Annotated in this window: 16 protein-coding genes; 15 read left to right on the forward strand and 1 reads right to left on the reverse strand. The window is 66.5% G+C overall.

Translation table 11 applies throughout. The features are described from left to right. The 14 genes from puhA (at position 1) to ASF26_RS23095 (ending at position 16,531) form a co-directional block, all read left to right on the forward strand. Positions 1 to 774: a photosynthetic reaction center subunit H gene (gene puhA, locus ASF26_RS10840; protein WP_056253224.1), complete on the forward strand. Its 774-nt coding sequence runs from the start codon at positions 1 to 3 to the stop codon at positions 772 to 774. Then, positions 771 to 1,457, forward strand: a complete 687-nt coding sequence (gene puhB, locus ASF26_RS10845; RefSeq protein ID WP_056253228.1) for a photosynthetic complex putative assembly protein PuhB — start codon at positions 771 to 773, stop codon at positions 1,455 to 1,457. The genes puhA and puhB overlap by 4 nt, the downstream gene beginning before the upstream one ends. A gap of 18 nt (positions 1,458 to 1,475) precedes the next feature. Continuing rightward, positions 1,476 to 1,949 (forward strand): photosynthetic complex assembly protein PuhC, encoded by a 474-nt coding sequence (gene puhC, locus ASF26_RS10850; protein WP_056253231.1) that lies wholly within the window; start codon positions 1,476 to 1,478, stop codon positions 1,947 to 1,949. Next, entirely contained in the window at positions 1,946 to 2,245 is a 300-nt protein-coding gene (locus ASF26_RS10855; protein WP_056253234.1) for a hypothetical protein, read from the forward strand. Before puhC ends, ASF26_RS10855 begins: the two co-directional genes overlap by 4 nt. A 50-nt stretch (positions 2,246 to 2,295) precedes the next feature. After that, positions 2,296 to 3,333, forward strand: coding sequence for a magnesium-protoporphyrin IX monomethyl ester (oxidative) cyclase (gene acsF / locus ASF26_RS10860; RefSeq protein ID WP_147833139.1), 1,038 nt, complete (start codon positions 2,296 to 2,298; stop codon positions 3,331 to 3,333). A gap of 11 nt (positions 3,334 to 3,344) precedes the next feature. After that, positions 3,345 to 4,262, forward strand: coding sequence for a putative photosynthetic complex assembly protein PuhE (gene puhE / locus ASF26_RS10865; RefSeq protein ID WP_056253242.1), 918 nt, complete (start codon positions 3,345 to 3,347; stop codon positions 4,260 to 4,262). A gap of 67 nt (positions 4,263 to 4,329) precedes the next feature. Continuing rightward, positions 4,330 to 5,547 carry a 5-aminolevulinate synthase gene (hemA, locus tag ASF26_RS10870; RefSeq protein ID WP_056253244.1) on the forward strand — a complete coding sequence of 406 codons (1,218 nt, stop codon included), beginning with the start codon at positions 4,330 to 4,332 and terminating at the stop codon, positions 5,545 to 5,547. A 66-nt stretch (positions 5,548 to 5,613) separates the two neighbouring features. Further along, positions 5,614 to 6,774, forward strand: a complete 1,161-nt coding sequence (bchI, locus tag ASF26_RS10875) for a magnesium chelatase ATPase subunit I (protein WP_156462953.1) — start codon at positions 5,614 to 5,616, stop codon at positions 6,772 to 6,774. After that, positions 6,771 to 8,522, forward strand: a complete 1,752-nt coding sequence (locus ASF26_RS10880) for a magnesium chelatase subunit D (protein ID WP_056253247.1) — start codon at positions 6,771 to 6,773, stop codon at positions 8,520 to 8,522. The genes bchI and ASF26_RS10880 overlap by 4 nt, the downstream gene beginning before the upstream one ends. Positions 8,523 to 8,533: 11 nt before the next feature. After that, positions 8,534 to 9,451 (forward strand): alpha/beta fold hydrolase BchO, encoded by a 918-nt coding sequence (gene bchO, locus ASF26_RS10885; protein WP_056253249.1) that lies wholly within the window; start codon positions 8,534 to 8,536, stop codon positions 9,449 to 9,451. Between the two features lie 317 nt (positions 9,452 to 9,768). After that, complete coding sequence (locus tag ASF26_RS22660; protein ID WP_156462947.1) at positions 9,769 to 13,485, forward strand: hypothetical protein; 3,717 nt, start codon at positions 9,769 to 9,771, stop codon at positions 13,483 to 13,485. A 298-nt stretch (positions 13,486 to 13,783) separates the two neighbouring features. Continuing rightward, positions 13,784 to 15,313, forward strand: a complete 1,530-nt coding sequence (locus ASF26_RS10895) for a phytoene desaturase (RefSeq protein WP_056253256.1) — start codon at positions 13,784 to 13,786, stop codon at positions 15,311 to 15,313. Beyond that, entirely contained in the window at positions 15,294 to 16,382 is a 1,089-nt protein-coding gene (locus ASF26_RS10900) for a phytoene/squalene synthase family protein (RefSeq protein WP_056253258.1), read from the forward strand. Before ASF26_RS10895 ends, ASF26_RS10900 begins: the two co-directional genes overlap by 20 nt. Further along, positions 16,379 to 16,531 carry a hypothetical protein gene (locus ASF26_RS23095; protein WP_200925908.1) on the forward strand — a complete coding sequence of 51 codons (153 nt, stop codon included), beginning with the start codon at positions 16,379 to 16,381 and terminating at the stop codon, positions 16,529 to 16,531. Before ASF26_RS10900 ends, ASF26_RS23095 begins: the two co-directional genes overlap by 4 nt. 183 nt (positions 16,532 to 16,714) lie before the next feature. On the opposite strand, the gene ASF26_RS10905 is transcribed toward ASF26_RS23095, so the two are convergent. After that, on the reverse strand, positions 16,715 to 17,593 hold the full coding sequence (locus ASF26_RS10905) for an SDR family oxidoreductase (RefSeq protein WP_056253261.1): 879 nt from the start codon (positions 17,591 to 17,593) through the stop codon (positions 16,715 to 16,717). Between the two features lie 76 nt (positions 17,594 to 17,669). Here ASF26_RS10905 and ASF26_RS10910 point away from each other — a divergent pair, with 76 nt between their 5' ends. Further along, positions 17,670 to 18,098 carry a helix-turn-helix domain-containing protein gene (locus tag ASF26_RS10910; RefSeq protein ID WP_056253264.1) on the forward strand — a complete coding sequence of 143 codons (429 nt, stop codon included), beginning with the start codon at positions 17,670 to 17,672 and terminating at the stop codon, positions 18,096 to 18,098. The last annotated feature ends 387 nt before the right edge of the window (positions 18,099 to 18,485 follow it).

Raw genomic sequence — 18,485 nt, forward strand, 5'->3', positions numbered from 1 at the left:
ATGCCAAGAGGTGAAATCACGGGCTATGTCGATGTCGCCCAGGTCGTGCTCTACGCGTTCTGGATCTTCTTCGCCGGCCTCGTCTTCTACCTGCGCCAGGAGGACCGCCGCGAAGGCTATCCCCTGGAGAGCGAGGCGGCCGGCCGCCTCAAGCGCCCCGACCCGATCCTGATCCCGAGCCCGAAGCAGTTCCTGCTCTCCAACGGCCTGGTGAAGACCGCCCCCCAGACCGACATGCAGCCGGCCTGGAACTACAAGGGCCACAAGCGCGAGGTCTGGCCCGGCTCGCCGCTCGAGCCGGACGGCGACGGCCTGCACGACCAGATCGGCCCCGGCTCCTACGCCCATCGCGACGATCACCACGACCGCACCTGGGACGACGAGAAGCGGATCGTTCCGCTTCGGGTCGCCGAGCATTTCGTGGTCCACGAGGACGGCCCGAACCCGATTGGCATGACCGTGTTCGGCGCCGACCGGCAGGTGGCCGGCACGGTCACCGATCTCTGGATCGACCGCGGCGAATCCATGGTCCGCTACATCGAGGTCGAGCTCGGTTCGGGCGGGCGCAGGGTGCTGATGCCCAATACCTTCTGCCGGACCGGGCGGTTCTCGCGCACGGTGAAGACCGAGGCCCTGCTCGCCCACCAATTCGCCGACATCCCCGGCCAGAAAGACCCGGATTCGGTGACCCTCTACGAGGAGGAGCGGATCATGGCCTTCTTCGGCGCCGGCACCCTCTACGCCACGGCCGAACGCCAGGAGCCGTTCCTGTGAGCCGCGCCGCGAAATCCCCCCTGGGCGTGCCTGCCAACGCCTTCGACGCGCCGCCGGGCCTGCCCGCGCCTCTGCCACCCGGAGAACATATCCTCTGGCAGGGTCGTCCCTGCGCCTTCGGCATCGCGGCGCGGGCGCTGCATGCCCGCCTCGTCGGCCTCTGGTTCGTCGGCCTGGCCCTGTGGGCGGCGTTGCCGCCCCTCGGCGAGGGTGACTTCGGACAGGCCGCTCTTCTCGCCGGGCCGACACTCCTCGTCGGCACGGGCGCGGTCGCGCTGCTCGGCCTCCTCGGCTGGCTCTCGGCGCGCTCGACCACCTACACCATCACCAACCGCCGGGTGGTGATGCGCCTCGGCATCGCCCTGCCGATGACCCTCAACCTACCCTTCAGCCTGATCGAAGGCGCGGGGTGCAAGGTCTTTACGGACGGGAGTGGTGACCTGCCTTTACGGCTGCGCAGGGGCAACCGCGTGGCCTACCTCCATCTCTGGCCTCACGCCCGTCCCTGGGCGGTCACGAACCCCGAACCGATGATGCGATCGGTGCCAGATGCAAAGCGCGCCGCCGAAATCCTTGCTCGCGCACTGTCAAGTGCACTTGACACAACCGAGGAAACTGCGACTCCTATGGTGGTCGCGCGGCAGCGGCCCGTCCGCCCGCCGCGCCTCGCCAACGCGAGTTGAAATCAGGGAGGAGACGCGATGACGGCGAAGGCTGATGCCGCCCGGATTCCGCGACCACTGGTCATCGGGGCACTCGGGCTCATGGGGTTCGTGACCGTCGTGGTGGGGGTCGGCCGCAGCGAGGGGATCGGCCTCTCGCACATGCCGCCGGCTCGGATCGTCCGCTCCGTCGACCTGAAGCCGGAGGACCGCGCCGACGGCGCCATCGTCATCCGGGACGCGCGCTCACAGGATGTCATCGCCACGATCGAGCCCGGCCAGGACAATTTCGTCCGCGCCACCCTACGCGGCTTCGGCCAGGCCCGCCTGCGCGCCGGCCTCGACCGGGAACAGCCCTTCCGCCTGACGCGCTTGACCGACGGCGGCCTCGAACTCTCCGACCCATCGACGGGCCGCACCGTCAACCTCGGCGCCTTCGGCCCGTCGAACTTCGTCGCCTTCACGAGGCTCCTTCCCGAGACGAGGCTCGCCGACAGCGGAACCGCCCGATGATCGCGCCGTTCGGACGTCGCACCGTCGAGGTGCCCTGCACCGTCGAGATCGAGCAGACCCCCGAGACGCTCCACGCCCATGTGACCCTGGACGCCGCGTTCGAGATCGAGCCGGGCGACGAGGTCCGGGTCCACGATGCGCCGACCTCCGTCCCTTACGGCGAGCGCATCGTGGTCCGCCGCACCGCCACGGTCATACGTGCCGGCCTGCTGGAACGGCTCTGGACCAAGTTCGCCGGAAATTTCGAGCTCACCGAACTCTACGAAGTCAGCTTCTCAGAGAGGAGGCGCCTGTGAACGTCTCGATCCAGCACCAGGCCCCGAAGGGCGTCACGCCGAAGCTGCCCATGAACGAGGGGACGAAGGCCGCCCAGGAGACGACCTTCCTTTCCCCCCGCTTCTACACCACCGATTTCGAAGAACTCGACCGCACCGATGTGGAGCCCGTGCGCAAGCAATGGGACATCCTGATCGCGGAACTGCGCGCCGACCCGAACAAGCGCCACTTCACCCGCAACGAGGAGTTCGACCTCGACATGTCCGGCCTCGACCCGGACCTGCGCAAGGAATTCATGGATTTCCTCGTCTCCTCGATCACCGCCGAGTTCTCGGGCTGCGTGCTCTATGCGGAGATGAGGAAGCGCGCCAAGAACCCAGACATCCGCGAGCTGTTCGGCTTCATGAGCCGGGACGAGGCGCGGCATGCCGGCTTCATCAACGACGTGCTCAAGGATTTCGGTATCGGCGTCGACTTGGGATTCCTGACGAAGTCGAAGAAGTACACCTTCTTCCGGCCGAAGTTCATCTTCTACGCCACCTATCTCTCCGAGAAGATCGGCTACGCCCGCTACATCACGATCTTCAGGGAGCTGGAGCGCAACCCGGAAAGACGCTTCCACCCGATCTTCAAGTGGTTCGAGAAGTGGTGCAACGACGAGTTCCGCCACGGCGAGGCTTTCGCGCTGCTGATGCGCGCCAACCCCAAGCTGACCACCGGCATCAACCGCTACTGGATCAAGTTCTTCCTGCTCGCCGTCTTCGCGACCATGTATGTGCGCGATCACTGCCGGCCGCATTTCCACAAGGCGCTCGGGGTCGATCCGACCGATTACGACTTCAAGGTCTTCCAGATCACCTCCGACATCTCGAAACAGACATTCCCGCTCACCCTCGATCTCGACAATCCGAAGTTCAAGGCGGCTCTCGACCGGCTTCTCGTCTGTTCCAACAAGCTCGCCGACGCCAAGGCGCAGGGCGGGATCGTGGGCAGGCTGAAACAGGGCGCCTGGATCGCGGCCTCGGCGGTGAACTTCGTCCGGCTCTATGCCCTGCCCACCATCGACAACCCGATGCCCGCCGAAATCCGCCTCGAGCCGGTCTGGTAGGACGCGGGAGGATGGCCGCCCACGCCGTTCCCGCGCTCTACGCGGTGCTGATCTGGTGGTTCTCCACCGGTCTCATCATTCTGCTCGATCACCGCCCCCGCCACACCCACCCCTGGAGCATGGCGGCAGGCACCCTGGTGCTGGTGGCCGCGCTCTACGCCATCGGCGCCAGCGCCGGGGACACCAGCGAGGCGGGCGCCTACACGGCATTCACGGCGGCACTCCTCGTCTGGGGCTGGCAGGAGATGAGCTATTACATGGGCTACGTCGCGGGGCCGCGCAAAACCGGCTGCCCTCCCACGACGACGGGGTTCGCCCTGTTCCGGGCGGCGGCGGCCACGAGCCTGTGGCACGAGGCGGCCATCGTCGCCGGGATGGCCGGCATTCTCGCCCTGACCTGGGCTGAGCCCAACAAATTCGCCCTGTGGACCTACCTGATCCTCTGGGGAATGAACCTCTCGGCGCGGCTCAACATGTTCCTCGGCGTGCGCAACCTCAACGCCGAGTTCCTGCCCGAACGCCTCGGCTACCTCGCCTGCTTCCTCAGGAACCGGCGCATGAACGCGCTCTTCCCGTTCTCGGTCGGCATCGCCGCCCTCGTGACGATCCTGCTCGCGTGGGCCGCGATGGGGGAGGGGATCGGCGCCCACGAGGTGGCCGGCTTCACCATCGTCACCACGCTGATGGCGCTGGCGACCCTGGAGCACGGTTTCCTGATGCTGCCCCTGCCCTCGGCGGCCCTGTGGGCCTGGAGCCTGCCGAAGGCTGCGGGCACCCCGAACCCTCCCGCCTATGCGGGGGAGGGTGCCTGCGGAACGGGCGTGAGGGGGGTCGGCACAGGCTTTTCCGGAGAGGCGGTTCCCCTCTCCCGACCTTCGCTCACGCGAGGGCTCCCCTCCCCCGCAGAGGGGGGAGGGAACGCCCTCTGACGCTCCAGCACGACGAGTCTCAAGCAGCCAACGCGAAACATCGCGATCCATAGGGAAGGGGACGGCCATGAACTACGAGACATTTTTCGGAGACGAGTTGGCCGGCCTGCACCGCGAGGGCCGCTACCGCGTCTTCACCGATCTCGAGCGCCGGAACGGCCGCTTTCCCCACGCCACCCATCACAGCCCGGGCGGGCAGCGCCCGGTGACCGTCTGGTGCTCCAACGACTATCTCGGCATGGGCCAGAACCCGGTCGTGCTCGACGCCATGCACGAAGCGCTGGACCGCTGCGGTGCCGGGGCGGGCGGCACCCGCAACATCTCCGGCACCAACCATTACCACGTGCTTCTGGAGCAGGAGCTCGCCGACCTCCACCGCAAGGAGGCGGCCCTGCTCTTCACCTCCGGCTACGTCTCGAACTGGGCGGCACTCGGCACGCTCGCCGGCAAGCTGCCGGGCTGCGTCGTGCTGTCGGATGCCGAGAACCACGCCTCGATGATCGAAGGCATCAAGGCGTCCCGCGCCGAGCGCCACATCTTCCGCCACAACGACCCGGAAGACCTCGACCGCAAGCTGCGGATGATCGACCCCGCACGGCCCAAGCTCGTGGCCTTCGAGTCGGTCTATTCCATGGACGGCGACATCGCCCCCATCGCCGAGATCTGTGACGTCGCCGAAGCGCATGGCGCGCTGACCTATCTCGACGAGGTCCACGCGGTCGGCCTCTACGGCCCGCGCGGCGGCGGCATCTCCGAGCGGGAGGGCCTCGCCCATCGCCTCGACGTCATCGAGGGAACCCTCGGCAAGGCCTTCGCGGTGCATGGCGGCTACATCACCGGTTCGGCCAAGCTCTGCGATTTCGTCCGCAGCTTCGCCTCGGGCTTCATCTTCACCACCTCGCTGCCGCCTGCGGTGGCCGCCGGCGCGGCGGCGAGCATCCGACACCTGAAAGCCAGCGGCACCGAGCGCGAGCGGCATCAGGAACGCGTCGCCCAGGTCCGCGCCCGGCTCGACGCCGCCGGCATCCCCTACCTCCCCAACGACAGCCACATCGTGCCCGTGATGGTCGGCGACCCCGTCCTGTGCAAGGCGATCAGCGATACCTTGCTCGACGAGTTCGGCATCTACGTCCAGCCGATCAACTACCCCACCGTGCCGCGCGGGACCGAGCGCCTGAGGATCACCCCATCGCCGCTGCATTCGGACGCCGACATCGACCATCTCGTCGGGGCGCTCGCCGCCATCTGGACGCGGATGGGCGTCGAGCAGGCGGCGGCGGAGTAGCATTTCCCTCTTCCCGCCGGGCGGGGAGAGGGGACCATCCAGAGCTTGAATCGGGTCACCGGGGGACTGTCGATGATCGTCAACGGAACGACCCGAACCACATCCCTCCCGTCAAACGCCCACCCTCGTCCCGAGGCGCCGGAGCGCGACGCGAGCCAAGGAATCCTCCGGAAGCCCCGAGGCGACCCCGAACCGTCCATCACGGCCCCGCCCGTCACCTTCCCCTTCTCCGCCATCGTCGGCCAGGACGAGATGCGGCGCGCCCTGATGATCGCGGCGGTGGACCCCACCGTGGGCGGCGTCCTCGTCTTCGGCGACCGGGGCACCGGCAAGTCCACCGCGATCCGGGGCCTCGCCGCCCTGCTGCCGCCGATGAAGGCGGTGATCGGCTGCCCCTATTCCTGCGATCCCGCGAAAGCCGCCGGCGAGTGCCCGCATTGCGCGATCCATGCATCATCGCGAAAAAGCCACCTCGCGCCGGTGCCGGTGGTGGACCTGCCGCTGGGCGCCACCGAGGACCGGGTGGTGGGCGCCCTCGACCTCGAACGGGCGCTCACCCGTGGCGAGAAGGCGTTCGAGCCGGGGCTGCTGGCCCGCGCCAATCGCGGCTTCCTCTACATCGACGAGGTCAACCTCCTCGACGACCACCTCGTCGACCTGCTCCTCGACGTGGCGGCCTCCGGGATCAACACCGTGGAGCGCGAGGGGTTGAGCGTCCGGCACCCGGCGAAATTCGTTCTGGTGGGCAGCGGCAACCCGGAGGAGGGCGAGCTGCGCCCCCAGCTCCTCGACCGGTTCGGCCTCGCGGTGGAGGTGACGACGCCCACCGACCTGCCTACCCGCATCGACGTGGTGCGCCGGCGCGACGCCTATGAGCGCGACCCTGCGGGGTTCTGCGCCGCCTATGCCAAGGCCGACCGCGCGCTGCAAAAGCGGCTCACCGCCGCCCGCGCCCGCTTGCCCACCCTCGACATGCCCGACGCGACCCTGGAGGCCGCGGCCCGGCTCTGCCTCGCTCTGGGCACCGACGGCCTGCGCGGCGAGCTGACCCTGATGCGCACCGCCCGGGCGCTGGCCGCCTATGAGGGGGCCGACATTGTGGGAATCGACCATCTCCGGCAGGTCGCCCCATCGGCTCTACGCCACCGCCTGCGCCGCAACCCGCTCGACGAATCCGGCTCCACCGCTCGGGTCTCGAGAGCGGTGGAGGAGGTGCTGGGCTCGTGAGCGAGAGCTCGGCGATCTGGGCCGACGCCCTGCGCATCGCCCGGCTCGTGGCCGCCGACCCACATGGCTGCGGCGGCGTTGTTTTGCGCGCCGGTGCCGGTCCGGTGCGCGACCGCTGGCTCGACATCGTCCGCGAAAACCTCAATCCCGGCAAGCCGTTACGGCGGATGCCGGCGGGGATCGCCGAGGATCGGCTCATCGGCGGACTCGACCTCGCGGCGACCCTCTCCGCCGGGCGGCCGGTGGCCCAGGCCGGGTTGCTGGCCGAGGCCGATGGGGGACTTCTCGTGGCCGCGATGGCGGAGCGGATGGGGCAGGGCATTGCCGCGCATCTCGCCGCCGCCCTCGATACCGGGCGTCTGAGGGTGGAGCGGGACGGGCTGGCGGAGACCCGGCCGGCGCGATTCGGGCTCGTCCTCCTCGACGAGGGGATCGGCGAGGACGAGGCCGCGCCGGCCGCCCTGGCCGATCGGCTGGCCTTCCATCTCGACCTCACGACCGTGCCGCCGAGCGCCATGCGACCGGTGCTTCCACCGCCATGCGACGGCCTTTCGCCGGAATCCGAGATGCCGCCGCATGGCGGTGCGCGGAGCGGCCACGATCCCGTCGCGGAGCTGAGCGAGGTCGCGGCCCGGCTCGGCATCGCCTCCTTGCGCGCGCCGCTCCTCGCCCTCCGGGTCGCCCGCCTCCTCGCCCGCCTCGACGGGCGCGCCGAGACCGCCGAGGCGGATGCGCGGCAGGCCGCGCGCCTCGTCCTCGGCCACCGCGCCACCCGCCTCCCGGAACGCGAATCCGCCCCCGGGGAGAAGCCGGAGGAGGGCGAGCCGTCGCCCCCCGAACAGGCGCCCCCCGGCCCAGAGCCGGAGGAGGGCACCGGACAGGCGAGCGACGACCGCATCGTCGAGGCCGCCCGCGCCGCGATTCCCGCCGGTCTCCTGGCCATGCTGATGCGGGACGGCCCGCGCCTGCGGATGCCGAGGGCCGGCAAGGCCGGGGCGAAGGCCGTCTCCGCCCGCTCCGGCCGCCCCATGGGGGCGCGGCCGGGCGATCCGCGCCGGGGCCGGCTCGATCTCATCGCGACCTTGCGCGCCGCGGCCCCCTGGCAGGCCATCCGCCGGCCGCCGGACGGAAGCGCCGCCTTCCTGGCGATCCGCCCCGACGACATCCGAATCACCCGGTTCCGGCAGCGGACCGAGACCACGACGATCTTCACCGTCGACGCCTCCGGCTCCTCCGCCCTGGAGCGGCTGGCCGAGGCCAAGGGGGCCGTCGAGCTGCTTCTGGCCGAAGCCTATACGCGGCGGGACAAGGTCGCCCTGGTGGCGTTTCGGGGTGCCGGCGCGGAGCTGATCCTTGCGCCGACGCGCTCCCTGGTGCGGGCGCGGCGCGGGCTCGCCGCCCTGCCCGGAGGCGGCGGGACGCCGCTCGCCGCCGGCATCGACGCCGCCGGCGAGGTGGCCCTCGGGGTCAGGCGCGGCGGCGGGACGCCGGTGGTGGTGATGCTCACCGATGGACGGGCCAACGTCGCCCGGTCGGGGATCGCCGGGCGGGAGCGCGCGGGCGAGGATTCGCTCAAAGCCGCCCGCCTGTTCCGCGAGGCGGCCTTCCGCGCCATCCTCATCGACACGGCCCCGAGGCCGCAGGATTCGGCGCGCCGCCTCGCCGCCGCCATGGGGGCGCGCTATCTGCCCCTGCCCCATGCCGATGCGGGGGCGATGAGCGCCGCGATCCGGTCGGCGAGGGAATAAAGGGTTCCAGCATGCGCGCGCCCGCCGAACGACCCCGCTGGGAGCGCGAGGGCGCCGACTGGCCGCACCGGGAGGCGAGCCGCTTCGTCACGGCCTCCGGCCTCAACTGGCACGTGCAGGAAATGGGGGAGGAAGGGGCCCCGACCGTGCTGCTGCTCCACGGCACGGGGGCCGCCACCCATTCCTGGCGCGGGCTGATGCCGCTCCTGGCGACGCGCTTCCGGATCGTCGCCCCGGACCTGCCGGGCCACGGCTTCACCGACCCGCTCCCCGCCGCGAAACTCTCCCTGCCGGGGATGGCTGGCGCCGTGGGCGACCTGCTCGACAGCCTCGCCCTCCGCCCGAGCCTGGTCGTCGGACATTCGGCGGGGGCGGCGCTCCTGGTCCGGCTCTGCCTCGACGGGCGGATCGCGCCCGACCTCCTGGTGGCGCTCAACGGCGCGCTGACCCCGTTTCCCGGCCTCGCCTCGGTGCTGTTCCCCAGCATGGCGCGGCTGCTCTTCCTCAACCCGGTGACCCCAAAACTCTTCGCCTGGACCGCCGACCGCCCGGCGGTGGAGCGCCTGATTCGCGGCACCGGCTCGCGCCTCGACCCCCAGGGGCTCGATCTCTACCGCCGCCTGTTCCGCACACCCGGCCACGTGGCTGGGGCGCTCGGCATGATGGCGAACTGGGACCTCGCCACCCTCGACCGCGCCATCCCCCGCCTCACCACCCCGACGCTCCTCGTGGTCGGCAGCGAGGACAAGGCCATCTCCCCCGACACCGCCTTCGCCCTGAAGAAGCGCCTGACCCACGCCCGCGTGGAGCTGCTACGCGGCCTCGGCCACCTCGCGCATGAGGAGGCGCCGGAGAAGGTGGCGACAGTGATTTTTGGGGCGATGGATTTGGCGGTGGGGGAAGATGTTGGGGTTACTATACTGCCGTGATAGCGGCGCGGTGGTGTTTCGGTTCGAGATTTGGCCGTGAGGTCTGAATTGGGCCGGTATGCGACTGTCGCCTACGTCCGACCAATTGGAAAAGCGGACGCCGATAGAAATCGTGGAAGTTTGCTAAGAGCGCAGGAGCGGCATCAATGAGGCAAATCTGAGAAGTAGACGCTCACCATAAGTTGACTTCGGCAAAAGTTGCACATTTTTCTGAAGCACCATGAGCCGTTGCCCTAAACGAATTTGACGGCAAGCGCGGATGCGAAAATTGCTGGCATGCGTTTCATAGCAATCTGGCGTGCCAAAGGCAGAGATGAATGTTTCCCAACGATCTTAAGTTCAACGCCATGGCCGCCTTTATGGCTGGGGCAGATGGTGAGGAAGCCCGACATATTGGCTCGCTAGCCTCTCGCCTAGATCGCCTGATCTACCGTCTGCGCAAGTTCAGCTTTCCGCTCGTCGCTCAGGTGGCGGCAGCGCTTCTTTTACGTCCCGAAAACCATCCTGCAACGGGGCGGGTGGAGGTGCTGATCCACCTAGCTGCACTTGGTTGCCGGGGTACACGGGCACCCTCATTGGTGCAGCTTAGAGAATGGCTGAACGACATCATTTTCCAAGACGCCGCTGAACTGGAGGATCCGGTCGAGGACGTATTCTTGTCGAATGTCGCGACCTGGTTCGGTAACGCGAGGCTTTTTGATGGAGGATGGGGCGACAACGACTATTATGTGCAATCTTGTTTGGCGGCACTGACGAAGCTTAAGGATCGTCCCTGGGCAGCGCGGGCCCAGGTACACGTTATTGCGCTCCTGCGCTTGAGCGAAGCTGTTGCCGCACGGACAGCGATACCGCGTTTCACATTAAGCAATTCTCCTCCGCGGCGCCCGCTGAGAATCTCCGCTGCGACAGTTGAGCCCGGAAAGGCACATGTCACCTTCACGATAGAAGATATCTTTGCCCTGGGCTTCTCGCCTGGCGACCTGAACCCGTTTGTGTTCCGACCTAAGGACGCCCACACATTAGAGGGCGAGGGCCTTGGACACACTAGCCTCGAGCGTCGCCCACTGGTGCGCACCGATGGGCTCACCATCGTAGCGCTTCCAACAGCTATCGGCGCGGCCGTTCGCCGGTTCATCATTGAAAGCGCGGAAGAGGCTGGCGATCTTGCGTTGCTTCAAACGACGGTGGCCGACGGCCAGTTTCAGGACGCCTTTCACCTAGGTCGAGTTGGTTGGGACATAGTCGTCACTGATGGCCCAACGCCGCTCGGCGTATCTGGTTTAGTCGATTTCATCGGACGCTTCGATGAAGGTAGCTACATCCACGCTATCTTCGTCCCCGATGATCTGACTGCTGTTGCTCGCAACGGCCTGCAGGCAACTCATTCGCTGTTTGGAATCATTGATTCGCGCGTCAATGAACAAACTCAAGTGTTGGCAACCCGCGCCGACTATCGTCGCGGCATGACGCTAGTCATCCATGGTGGGGTTGGCCGAGGTTTCGCTGTCGGCTTCGGCGGGTCACCCGTTGGATGGCAGCGCCTCGGTCTGTCTCTTCCAGACTTCATGCGCCTTGGATGGGACGCTGAGTTTAGCGCGCTCCGCTCGTGGAAGTTGCTGGACCAAGAGGACGCACTCGTTCGTCGCGGAATTAGGATTGCAAACTTAAATGGGTTCACGAATCTCTACGCCTTTGCCAACCAGCATAATTATGAACTAGTCCCAGCTGAAATGTCGCTGGGAATGATTGGACTCGCGACCGACTTCCTGACCCCGCTTCGTCATCGTCTCAGGGTTACTCTGGACCAGCATGTCGCATTGGCGCCAGGTGGCCGAGCCTGGGTGGAGGTGCAACGGGAGACGACGAATGTCTTTTTTACGGAACTAGAGAACCTGCCCGTCTTCGTCAGTCCGGGTCGCATTGCATCAGGAGTACTATCAGCATGCATCGAGACTACACACCGCCCATGGTGGGTTGAATGTGAAGACCAACCTAGTTACGAGCGGCATTACAACATAGTTCTTGAAATCTGGAAGATGGCGCGCAACTGGCTTGTCCGGCTAGCACCAATATTAGAAGACATTCTTCCAAATCTCCCATCTGGGCCAATAGTCATTCAGCTATGCTTCGACGAACTTATAAATTTTGATGAAGCGACGTTGCTCCAACCTGGACCGCTGACAGAGCCGGTGGTCGAAATTCGTAACAATATTATTATGATTAAGTGTCCTCTCGATTACCTGCGGGCGTTCGCGAGGCCTCTCAACATTGGGGATCGCCTGATGGTGGCGGCACTTGTCAGAGGTGCTTTCGCGCTCATTGGGGGTGGGACTGACGACGTAAGTTTAGCTGCTCTCGTGAACGAGGTGGTACGGTCAGATGAGGCGCGCTTTTTTCACATGATCCCGCCAAGTAACTTACGCGAAACCGTCCGTGCCGCGGTCCAGCTACCACAGCCTCGTTTGCAATCGCCCGAGAACAGCACTTGGAGTCGCCTCGGATTAGCGCAGGAAGCCGGGTGGACCTCCTCCCCGGGGCGCGTCCCTTTCGACAAGGCTCGCCCATTACTGAACCTGGCGGTGGACGCACTCTGGCAGCGCATCCGCGGGCAGTTAGTTTCATTAAACCGTAGTAGTGTTATAGAGCGTGCTCTTTTAAATCAGGATGCCATCGAACACGACAGGTCAACTTGGCGAATGACGGCTGCCGCTCTGCTTGCACTGCATCATAACGTTGGTGATGTGTTACGCGCCGCGAACGACCGCGAAGGACAACGCGCTTTGGCAGGGCTCGCAAGTCGTGTTGTTGCTGAAATGGCACTTTGCACGTCTCCGCCAGCAGGTGGCAAGCAATGCAGCACAACGGACCTCGACGAGCTAATGGCCCACGTTGGAACTCTTATTGAATGCGCCAGTCAGAGCGATGCGCTGCACCATAGTCTTGTAAGTGATACGCCAATTGTAAATCCGAATGGTTCCATCTCCTTTGATGGCAGTTTTGCGGAAAATATTCAGCACCCCTATATGGCCGCACATGGGGAACGCATATTTCGCGCTGCAGCGGAAGACTATGGCATTGCGTTTCAACCTGTTCACGCTGAGGGCGGCGCCATTGACACTGTATTTGCGTCTGCATTTTTGGCCGAGTTCGGTTTAGATCCGACCGATTACTTCTCTTTTGTCGCCGACTGTGCCGAAGCGGCAATGGATCAGATGCGATCGCAGTACCGCTTACCCAGGAGCGAGGTCCTACGAAGACTTGCAGAGCTTGGGGCAAAGAATCCCCTACGAACATTCGAGGCGCTCGCCCTTAAGCCGCGGTCGCAATGGGACGAGATCAAGCCAAAGGGAGCTAAGGCGCGCGATTGGTACCCCTGGCGTTTCAATCGGCGACTGTCGTTGACCCGGCGCCCACTAGTACAGCTATCAAATGACGCGGACCCAGACGTTCTCATTGTCCCAACACTTCTCGATATCAACCTACGCTATCTTTGTGAAACTGCCAGTGGACGCATTCCGGTTGAGTTATTCGACAGCTCACAGATGCGCTCGCTCATCGGCGCTGCCGTTGACCGCGATGGACACGCATTCAACAGCACCGTTGCAGAACGCCTACGCCGGCTGAGGTGGCAGGTACGGACCGAGGTGGGTCTTCAAGCCCTCGGTGGCGAGCAGAAACTGGGCGACATCGATGTTCTTGCATGGAGGCCGGAGGAGAGCATTGTTTACGCTGTCGAATGCAAGCGTCTTTCGTTTGCGCGCACGGTCGGTGAGATTGGAGAACGACTGACAGAGTACACCAGCATCACGGAAACAGGAGATCGCACGCCTATCCAGAAGCACCTAGACCGACTACGCTTTCTCAAGGCGAATACACGTGAATTAGCGCGACTAACTTCGATCCCGCTTGAGAAAATTCAAATCCGGTCGGCGCTTGTAACGGATTATCTCGTACCAATGCAATTTTCCGCCCGAGCGCTAGATTTCGTTGATATTTTGACGGATTTATCTCTGCTCGATAATGAATTTTCTTAGTTTAATCTATCTACCGGACGCTATGTATTCTAAATATTATACTACATGCGGTGGCGAAATTTATTTATGATAAGAAATATTCTATTATTATAGACCAATAAAAACATGCTGCAAAATGTCAAATTACAGAACAGACGTATGTTTCTGAGAAGAGCTTATTCACGGTGCTGCGGTGGCCTGAGGTTGAAGACCTTAGGCCACTGAGATTCCCCCAAAATCAAGCCCTCCAGAACGCCCACCCGCTCCGACCACAAATCACCACTTGCATCCCCAATTTCACCCCTGATAGTGTCACCCTATGTTGACACTCAGCGATGTGCCGACCTCCTCGTCCCGGCCGGCCCGTCGCCCCCATGCGGTGGTGATCGGCAGTGGCTTCGGGGGGCTGGCCGCCGCGATCCGACTCGGGGCGCGGGGCTACCGGGTCACGGTGCTGGAGCGGCTCGACCAGCCCGGCGGGCGGGCGCGGGTGCATCGGCAGGACGGCTTCACCTTCGATGCCGGGCCGACCATCGTCACCGCGCCGTTCCTGTTCGAGGAGCTCTGGACCCTGTGCGGACGGCGCATGGAGGACGACGTGGTCCTGGCGCCGATGCTGCCGTTCTACCGCATCCGCTTCGAGGACGGCGCGACCTTCGATTACAGCGGCGATCTTTCCGCCATGCGTGAGGAGGTGGCGCGGTTCTCGCCCGGGGATGTCGCCGGCTACGAGCGCTTCATGGAGCGCTCGCGGGCGATCTGCGAGGTCGGGTTCGAGCGGCTCGGCCACGTGCCCTTCGGCTCGGTGGCGGACATGCTGCGGATCATGCCCGATCTGGTGCGTCTCGGCGGGCATCGCAGCGTCTACGACGTGGTGGCGAGCTACATCCGCGACGAGCGCCTGCGGACGATCTTCAGCTTCCACCCGCTCCTCATCGGCGGCAGCCCGTTCCGGGCGAGCGCGATCTACTGCCTCATCGCCCATCTCGAACGGCGCTGGGGCGTGCATTTTGCCCTCGGCGGCACCGGTCGCCTGGTGGACGGGCTCGCCGGGCTGATCCGGGGGCAGGGCGGGTCGCTCCGCTGCGGCGCTGAGGTCTCGCGCATCCTCGTGGAGGACGGGGCCGCCACCGGGGTCGCCCTCGCCTCGGGCGAGCGCATCGCCGCCGACATCGTCGTCTCCAACGCCGATTCCGCCTTCACCCACCGCACCCTCCTACCCGACGGGGTGCGGCGGCGCTGGACCGACCGCCGCCTCGACCGGTCGCATTCCTCCATGGGCCTGTTCGTCTGGTATTTCGGCACGAACCGGACCTTTCCGGACATCGCCCACCACACCATCCTGATGGGGCCGCGCTATCGCGGGCTCATCGACGACATCTTCCGGCGCAAGGTGCTGTCGCAGGATTTCAGCCTCTACCTGCATCGCCCCACCGCCACCGATCCGCTGCTGGCGCCGCCCGGCTGCGATGCGTTCTACGTGCTCTCCCCGGTGCCGAACCTCGCCGGCGGCCAGGATTGGGCGGCGGAGGCGGAGCCCTATCGCCGCGCCATCGAACGCCATCTCGACGCCACCGTGATGCCGGGCCTGTCGGAGAGCATCGTCACCTCCAAGGTGACGCATCCGGGGGATTTCGCGGCCGATTTCCTGAGCTTTCGCGGCTCGGGCTTCGGACTCGAACCGGTGCTGACGCAATCGGCCTGGTTCCGGCCGCACAACGCCTCCGAGGACGTGGCGCGGCTCTTCCTCGTGGGGGCCGGCACCCATCCCGGCGCCGGCCTGCCCGGCGTCCTCTCCTCCGCCCGAATTCTCGATACCGTGGTGCCGGATGCGCGCGTCTTCGCTTGAATTACTTCGGCCGCCCCTCTGGGCGATCCCCCATGCGGATGCGGCCGACCACGCCGCCTGCCGGGCGGCGATCCGCACCGGGTCGCGCAGCTTCTTTGCCGCCTCCGCCCTGCTGCCGCCCTCCCTCCGCCGGCCGGCCTACGGGCTCTACGCCTTCTGCCGCCTCTCCGACGACGCGGTGGACGACGTCGCCGCGAGCGGGCGCCGGCCCGCCGTGGCGCGGCTGCGGCTGCGCCTCGCCCTCGCCTATGACGGACAGCCCTGCGACGCCCCGGCGGACCGGGCGCTCGCCGACATCGTCGCCGACCATGCCATCCCACAGGCGCTCCCCGCCGCATTGATCGAGGGCCTCGCCTGGGACGCGGCCGGGCATGGCTACGAAACCCTTTCCGACCTCACCGCCTACGCGGCGCGGGTCGCCGCCTCGGTGGGGGCGATGATGACCCTGGTCATGGGCGTGCGCGACCCCGACGTGCTGGCCCGCGCCTGCGACCTCGGCATCGCCATGCAGTTCACCAACATCGCCCGCGATGTCGGCGAGGACGCGCGGGCGGGCCGGCTCTACCTGCCGCGATCCTGGCTGAGGGAGGCCGGGATCGACCCGGACGCGTTCCTGCGCGCGCCCACCTTTACCCCCGCTCTAGGGGGCGTCGTGGCGCGCCTGCTGGCGGCGGCGGAGCTCCTCTATGCGCGCTCCGAATCCGGCATCGCGGGCCTGCCCCCCGCCTGCCGCCCGGCGATCCGCGCGGCACGACTGATCTATGCCGAGATCGGCCGCGAGGTGGAGCGGGCCGGCTACGATTCGGTCTCCCGCCGCGCCCGCGTGGACGGGCGCCGGAAGCTCGCGCTCCTCGCCCGCGCCCTCATCTCCACGGACGACAGGGCGGCCTTGCTGGAACCACCCCTGCCGGAGATCCTGTTCCTGATCGAGGCCGTGGCCGCTCGGCCGTCGGTGGCCCCGCGGATCCCGCCCTGGTGGAACGTCCCGGCGCAGGTGGCGCAGGTGCTCGATCTCGTGGAGACCCTGCGCGAGCGCGAGGCGCTCGGCCGCGAGCCCGCCCCCTCGTGAGCGACCGGCTCTTCGCCGCCTTCGACATCGGCCTCGTCTTCGCCCTCGCGCTGGGCCTGGCCCTGTGGCAGCTCGTCGTCGTTCGGCGCAGCATCGCCAAGGACCGGGACACCGCCGCCCGCCGCCCCCCGGACGATCCCGCCGGGTGAGCGCGTTCCTCTCCAGTTCCTCCCCACAAGGCGACTTGATTCATTCATCCGCTGGACAGCCGGTCTTTATCCGAAATGGTTCGGCACGAAGCGCGACAGGCTCCCTCTCCTGTAAGGAGAGGGGACCCGCGCCCGCCGGAGACCGTAGCGATCCTTCGGAAATGGTCTGGCCCGAGGCCGGCCTCACCCCAGCGCGGCGGCGATGCTGGCCGACAGCGGCGTCGTCGGGCGGCCGATGAGCGTCGAGAGCTGCCGGCCCTCGTCGAACAGGGCGCCGTGCGCGGCGTCCACGTCCCACGCGGCAAGGGAATCGGCCAGGACGTCCGGCAGGCCGAACCCCTTGAGCAGCGCGGCATAGTCCGACTGCGGCAGGTCCCGGTAGGGGATGTCGCGGCCCGTCTGGCGCGAGAGTTCGGCGGCGAGATCCGCCAGGGTGTAGGCCTCGTCCCCCGCCAGTTCGTAGGTCCGCCCGTCATGGCCGTCGCCGGTCAGCACGAGGGCGGCGGCCTCGGCGTAGTCGGCCCGCGCGGCCGAGGCGATCCGGCCGTCACCGGCGCTGCCGAGGAAGGCGCCGCCGGCGAGCGCGCCGGGGATCGAGGCGGTGTAGTTCTCCGTGTACCAGCCGTTCCGCAGGATCGCCGCCGGCAGGCCTGAGCCCGCGATGGCGGCCTCCGTGGCGCGATGCTCCCCGGCCAGATTGATCGGCGAGGTGTCGGCATGAAGGAGGCTGGTATAGACGAGCCGGCCGATCCCGGCCGCCTTCGCCGCCGCGACGACGTTCCCATGCTGGGAGACGCGCTGGCCGATTTCGCTCGAGGAGATCAGCAGCAGGCGCTCGATGCCCCGGAAGGCCTCAGCCAGGGTCTCGGGCCGCGCATAATCGGCCACCCGCACGACGACGCCCCTGTCTCGCAGAGCCTGGGCGGCCTCGCTCTCCAGGGACCGCACACCCGCCACGACGGCGCCGGCCGGCACACGCTCCAGCAGAGCCGCGATGACGAGGCGCCCCAATTGACCGGAGGCGCCGGTGACGAAGATCGTCGGTCGGGTGGTGTCGGACATGGCGATGTTCCCCGTGGTTCACTTTCGGCACAAGGGAACTAAGTGAGACCGCACCGGCTGTGAAGGAGGCAGGATTTTGGGACAAGGTGACGCCGAGGGAACCGCCCCCGCACCGGCTCAGGCCGAATTGGCGCAGACCTTCGCGGGCTGGCGGACGAAAGCGTTCGAGGCCGGCCGCTGTCCCGTCCGCGACGTGCTGGACCGGACCGGCGACAAATGGTCGATCCTGATCCTCACCGCGCTCGCCGGCGGCCCGCACCGGTTCAGCGCGATCCTCCGGCTGATCCCCGACCTCTCGAAACGGATGCTGACCCAGACCCTGCGCGACCTCGAACGCGACGGCTACATCGCCCGCACGGTCTACCCCACCAAGCCGCCCAGCGTGGAGTACCGCCTGACCGATCTCGGCGGCACGCTCATGGAGCCCCTGGCGGCCCTCGTCCGCTGGGCGGAGCGGAGCCATGCGGAGATCGCGGCGGCACGGGTGCGGTTCGATGGGGGTTAGGTTGGGGTGAGTGGAGTGGGGGTGGCCAGAACGGCGCGGTTGAGAGAGACGGTGCGTATTTCGACAGCTCACCCAAATGTTATTAAAGCATGGTCTAAATCTTTAAGAGGTGGGGGAAATCCCACAGAGTGCGCTTCCGATAATACAGTATGGCGAATTACTGAACTCAGTAGTAAAAGTTAAACATCTGACTGATGTGGCCCATGCCTGGGTTGGCTTTCGACCCCTTTCCGACCCTCGACAGGTCCGCTTTCCCGCCGCTCGGCAGACGATGATCGATGTCCGGGATGGGTGGAGGCTGTGTGAAAAGAGCGTCTGGTGATTAGGCCGGCCTGACATCGCGGAAGGTTGCCCTGAGGTTTTGCAGGACACGCGGGTCGTTGGTGG

It is taken from the genome of Methylobacterium sp. Leaf93 (assembly GCF_001422345.1).
GTDB lineage: Bacteria > Pseudomonadota > Alphaproteobacteria > Rhizobiales > Beijerinckiaceae > Methylobacterium > Methylobacterium bullatum.

What these genes read in the sequence shown, in the direction of transcription:
- puhC (WP_056253231.1), top strand. Translation starts at nt 1,476, where the DNA reads ATGACGGCGAAGGCTGATGCCGCCCGGATTCCGCGACCACTGGTCATC.
- ASF26_RS10900 (WP_056253258.1), top strand. Translation starts at nt 15,294, where the DNA reads ATGCGCGCGTCTTCGCTTGAATTACTTCGGCCGCCCCTCTGGGCGATC.
- puhE (WP_056253242.1), top strand. Translation starts at nt 3,345, where the DNA reads ATGGCCGCCCACGCCGTTCCCGCGCTCTACGCGGTGCTGATCTGGTGG.
- puhA (WP_056253224.1), top strand. Translation starts at nt 1, where the DNA reads ATGCCAAGAGGTGAAATCACGGGCTATGTCGATGTCGCCCAGGTCGTG.
- ASF26_RS22660 (WP_156462947.1), top strand. Translation starts at nt 9,769, where the DNA reads ATGTTTCCCAACGATCTTAAGTTCAACGCCATGGCCGCCTTTATGGCT.
- bchO (WP_056253249.1), top strand. Translation starts at nt 8,534, where the DNA reads ATGCGCGCGCCCGCCGAACGACCCCGCTGGGAGCGCGAGGGCGCCGAC.
- hemA (WP_056253244.1), top strand. Translation starts at nt 4,330, where the DNA reads ATGAACTACGAGACATTTTTCGGAGACGAGTTGGCCGGCCTGCACCGC.
- ASF26_RS10895 (WP_056253256.1), top strand. Translation starts at nt 13,784, where the DNA reads ATGTTGACACTCAGCGATGTGCCGACCTCCTCGTCCCGGCCGGCCCGT.
- ASF26_RS10905 (WP_056253261.1), bottom strand. Translation starts at nt 17,593, where the DNA reads ATGTCCGACACCACCCGACCGACGATCTTCGTCACCGGCGCCTCCGGT.
- ASF26_RS10855 (WP_056253234.1), top strand. Translation starts at nt 1,946, where the DNA reads ATGATCGCGCCGTTCGGACGTCGCACCGTCGAGGTGCCCTGCACCGTC.
- acsF (WP_147833139.1), top strand. Translation starts at nt 2,296, where the DNA reads ATGAACGAGGGGACGAAGGCCGCCCAGGAGACGACCTTCCTTTCCCCC.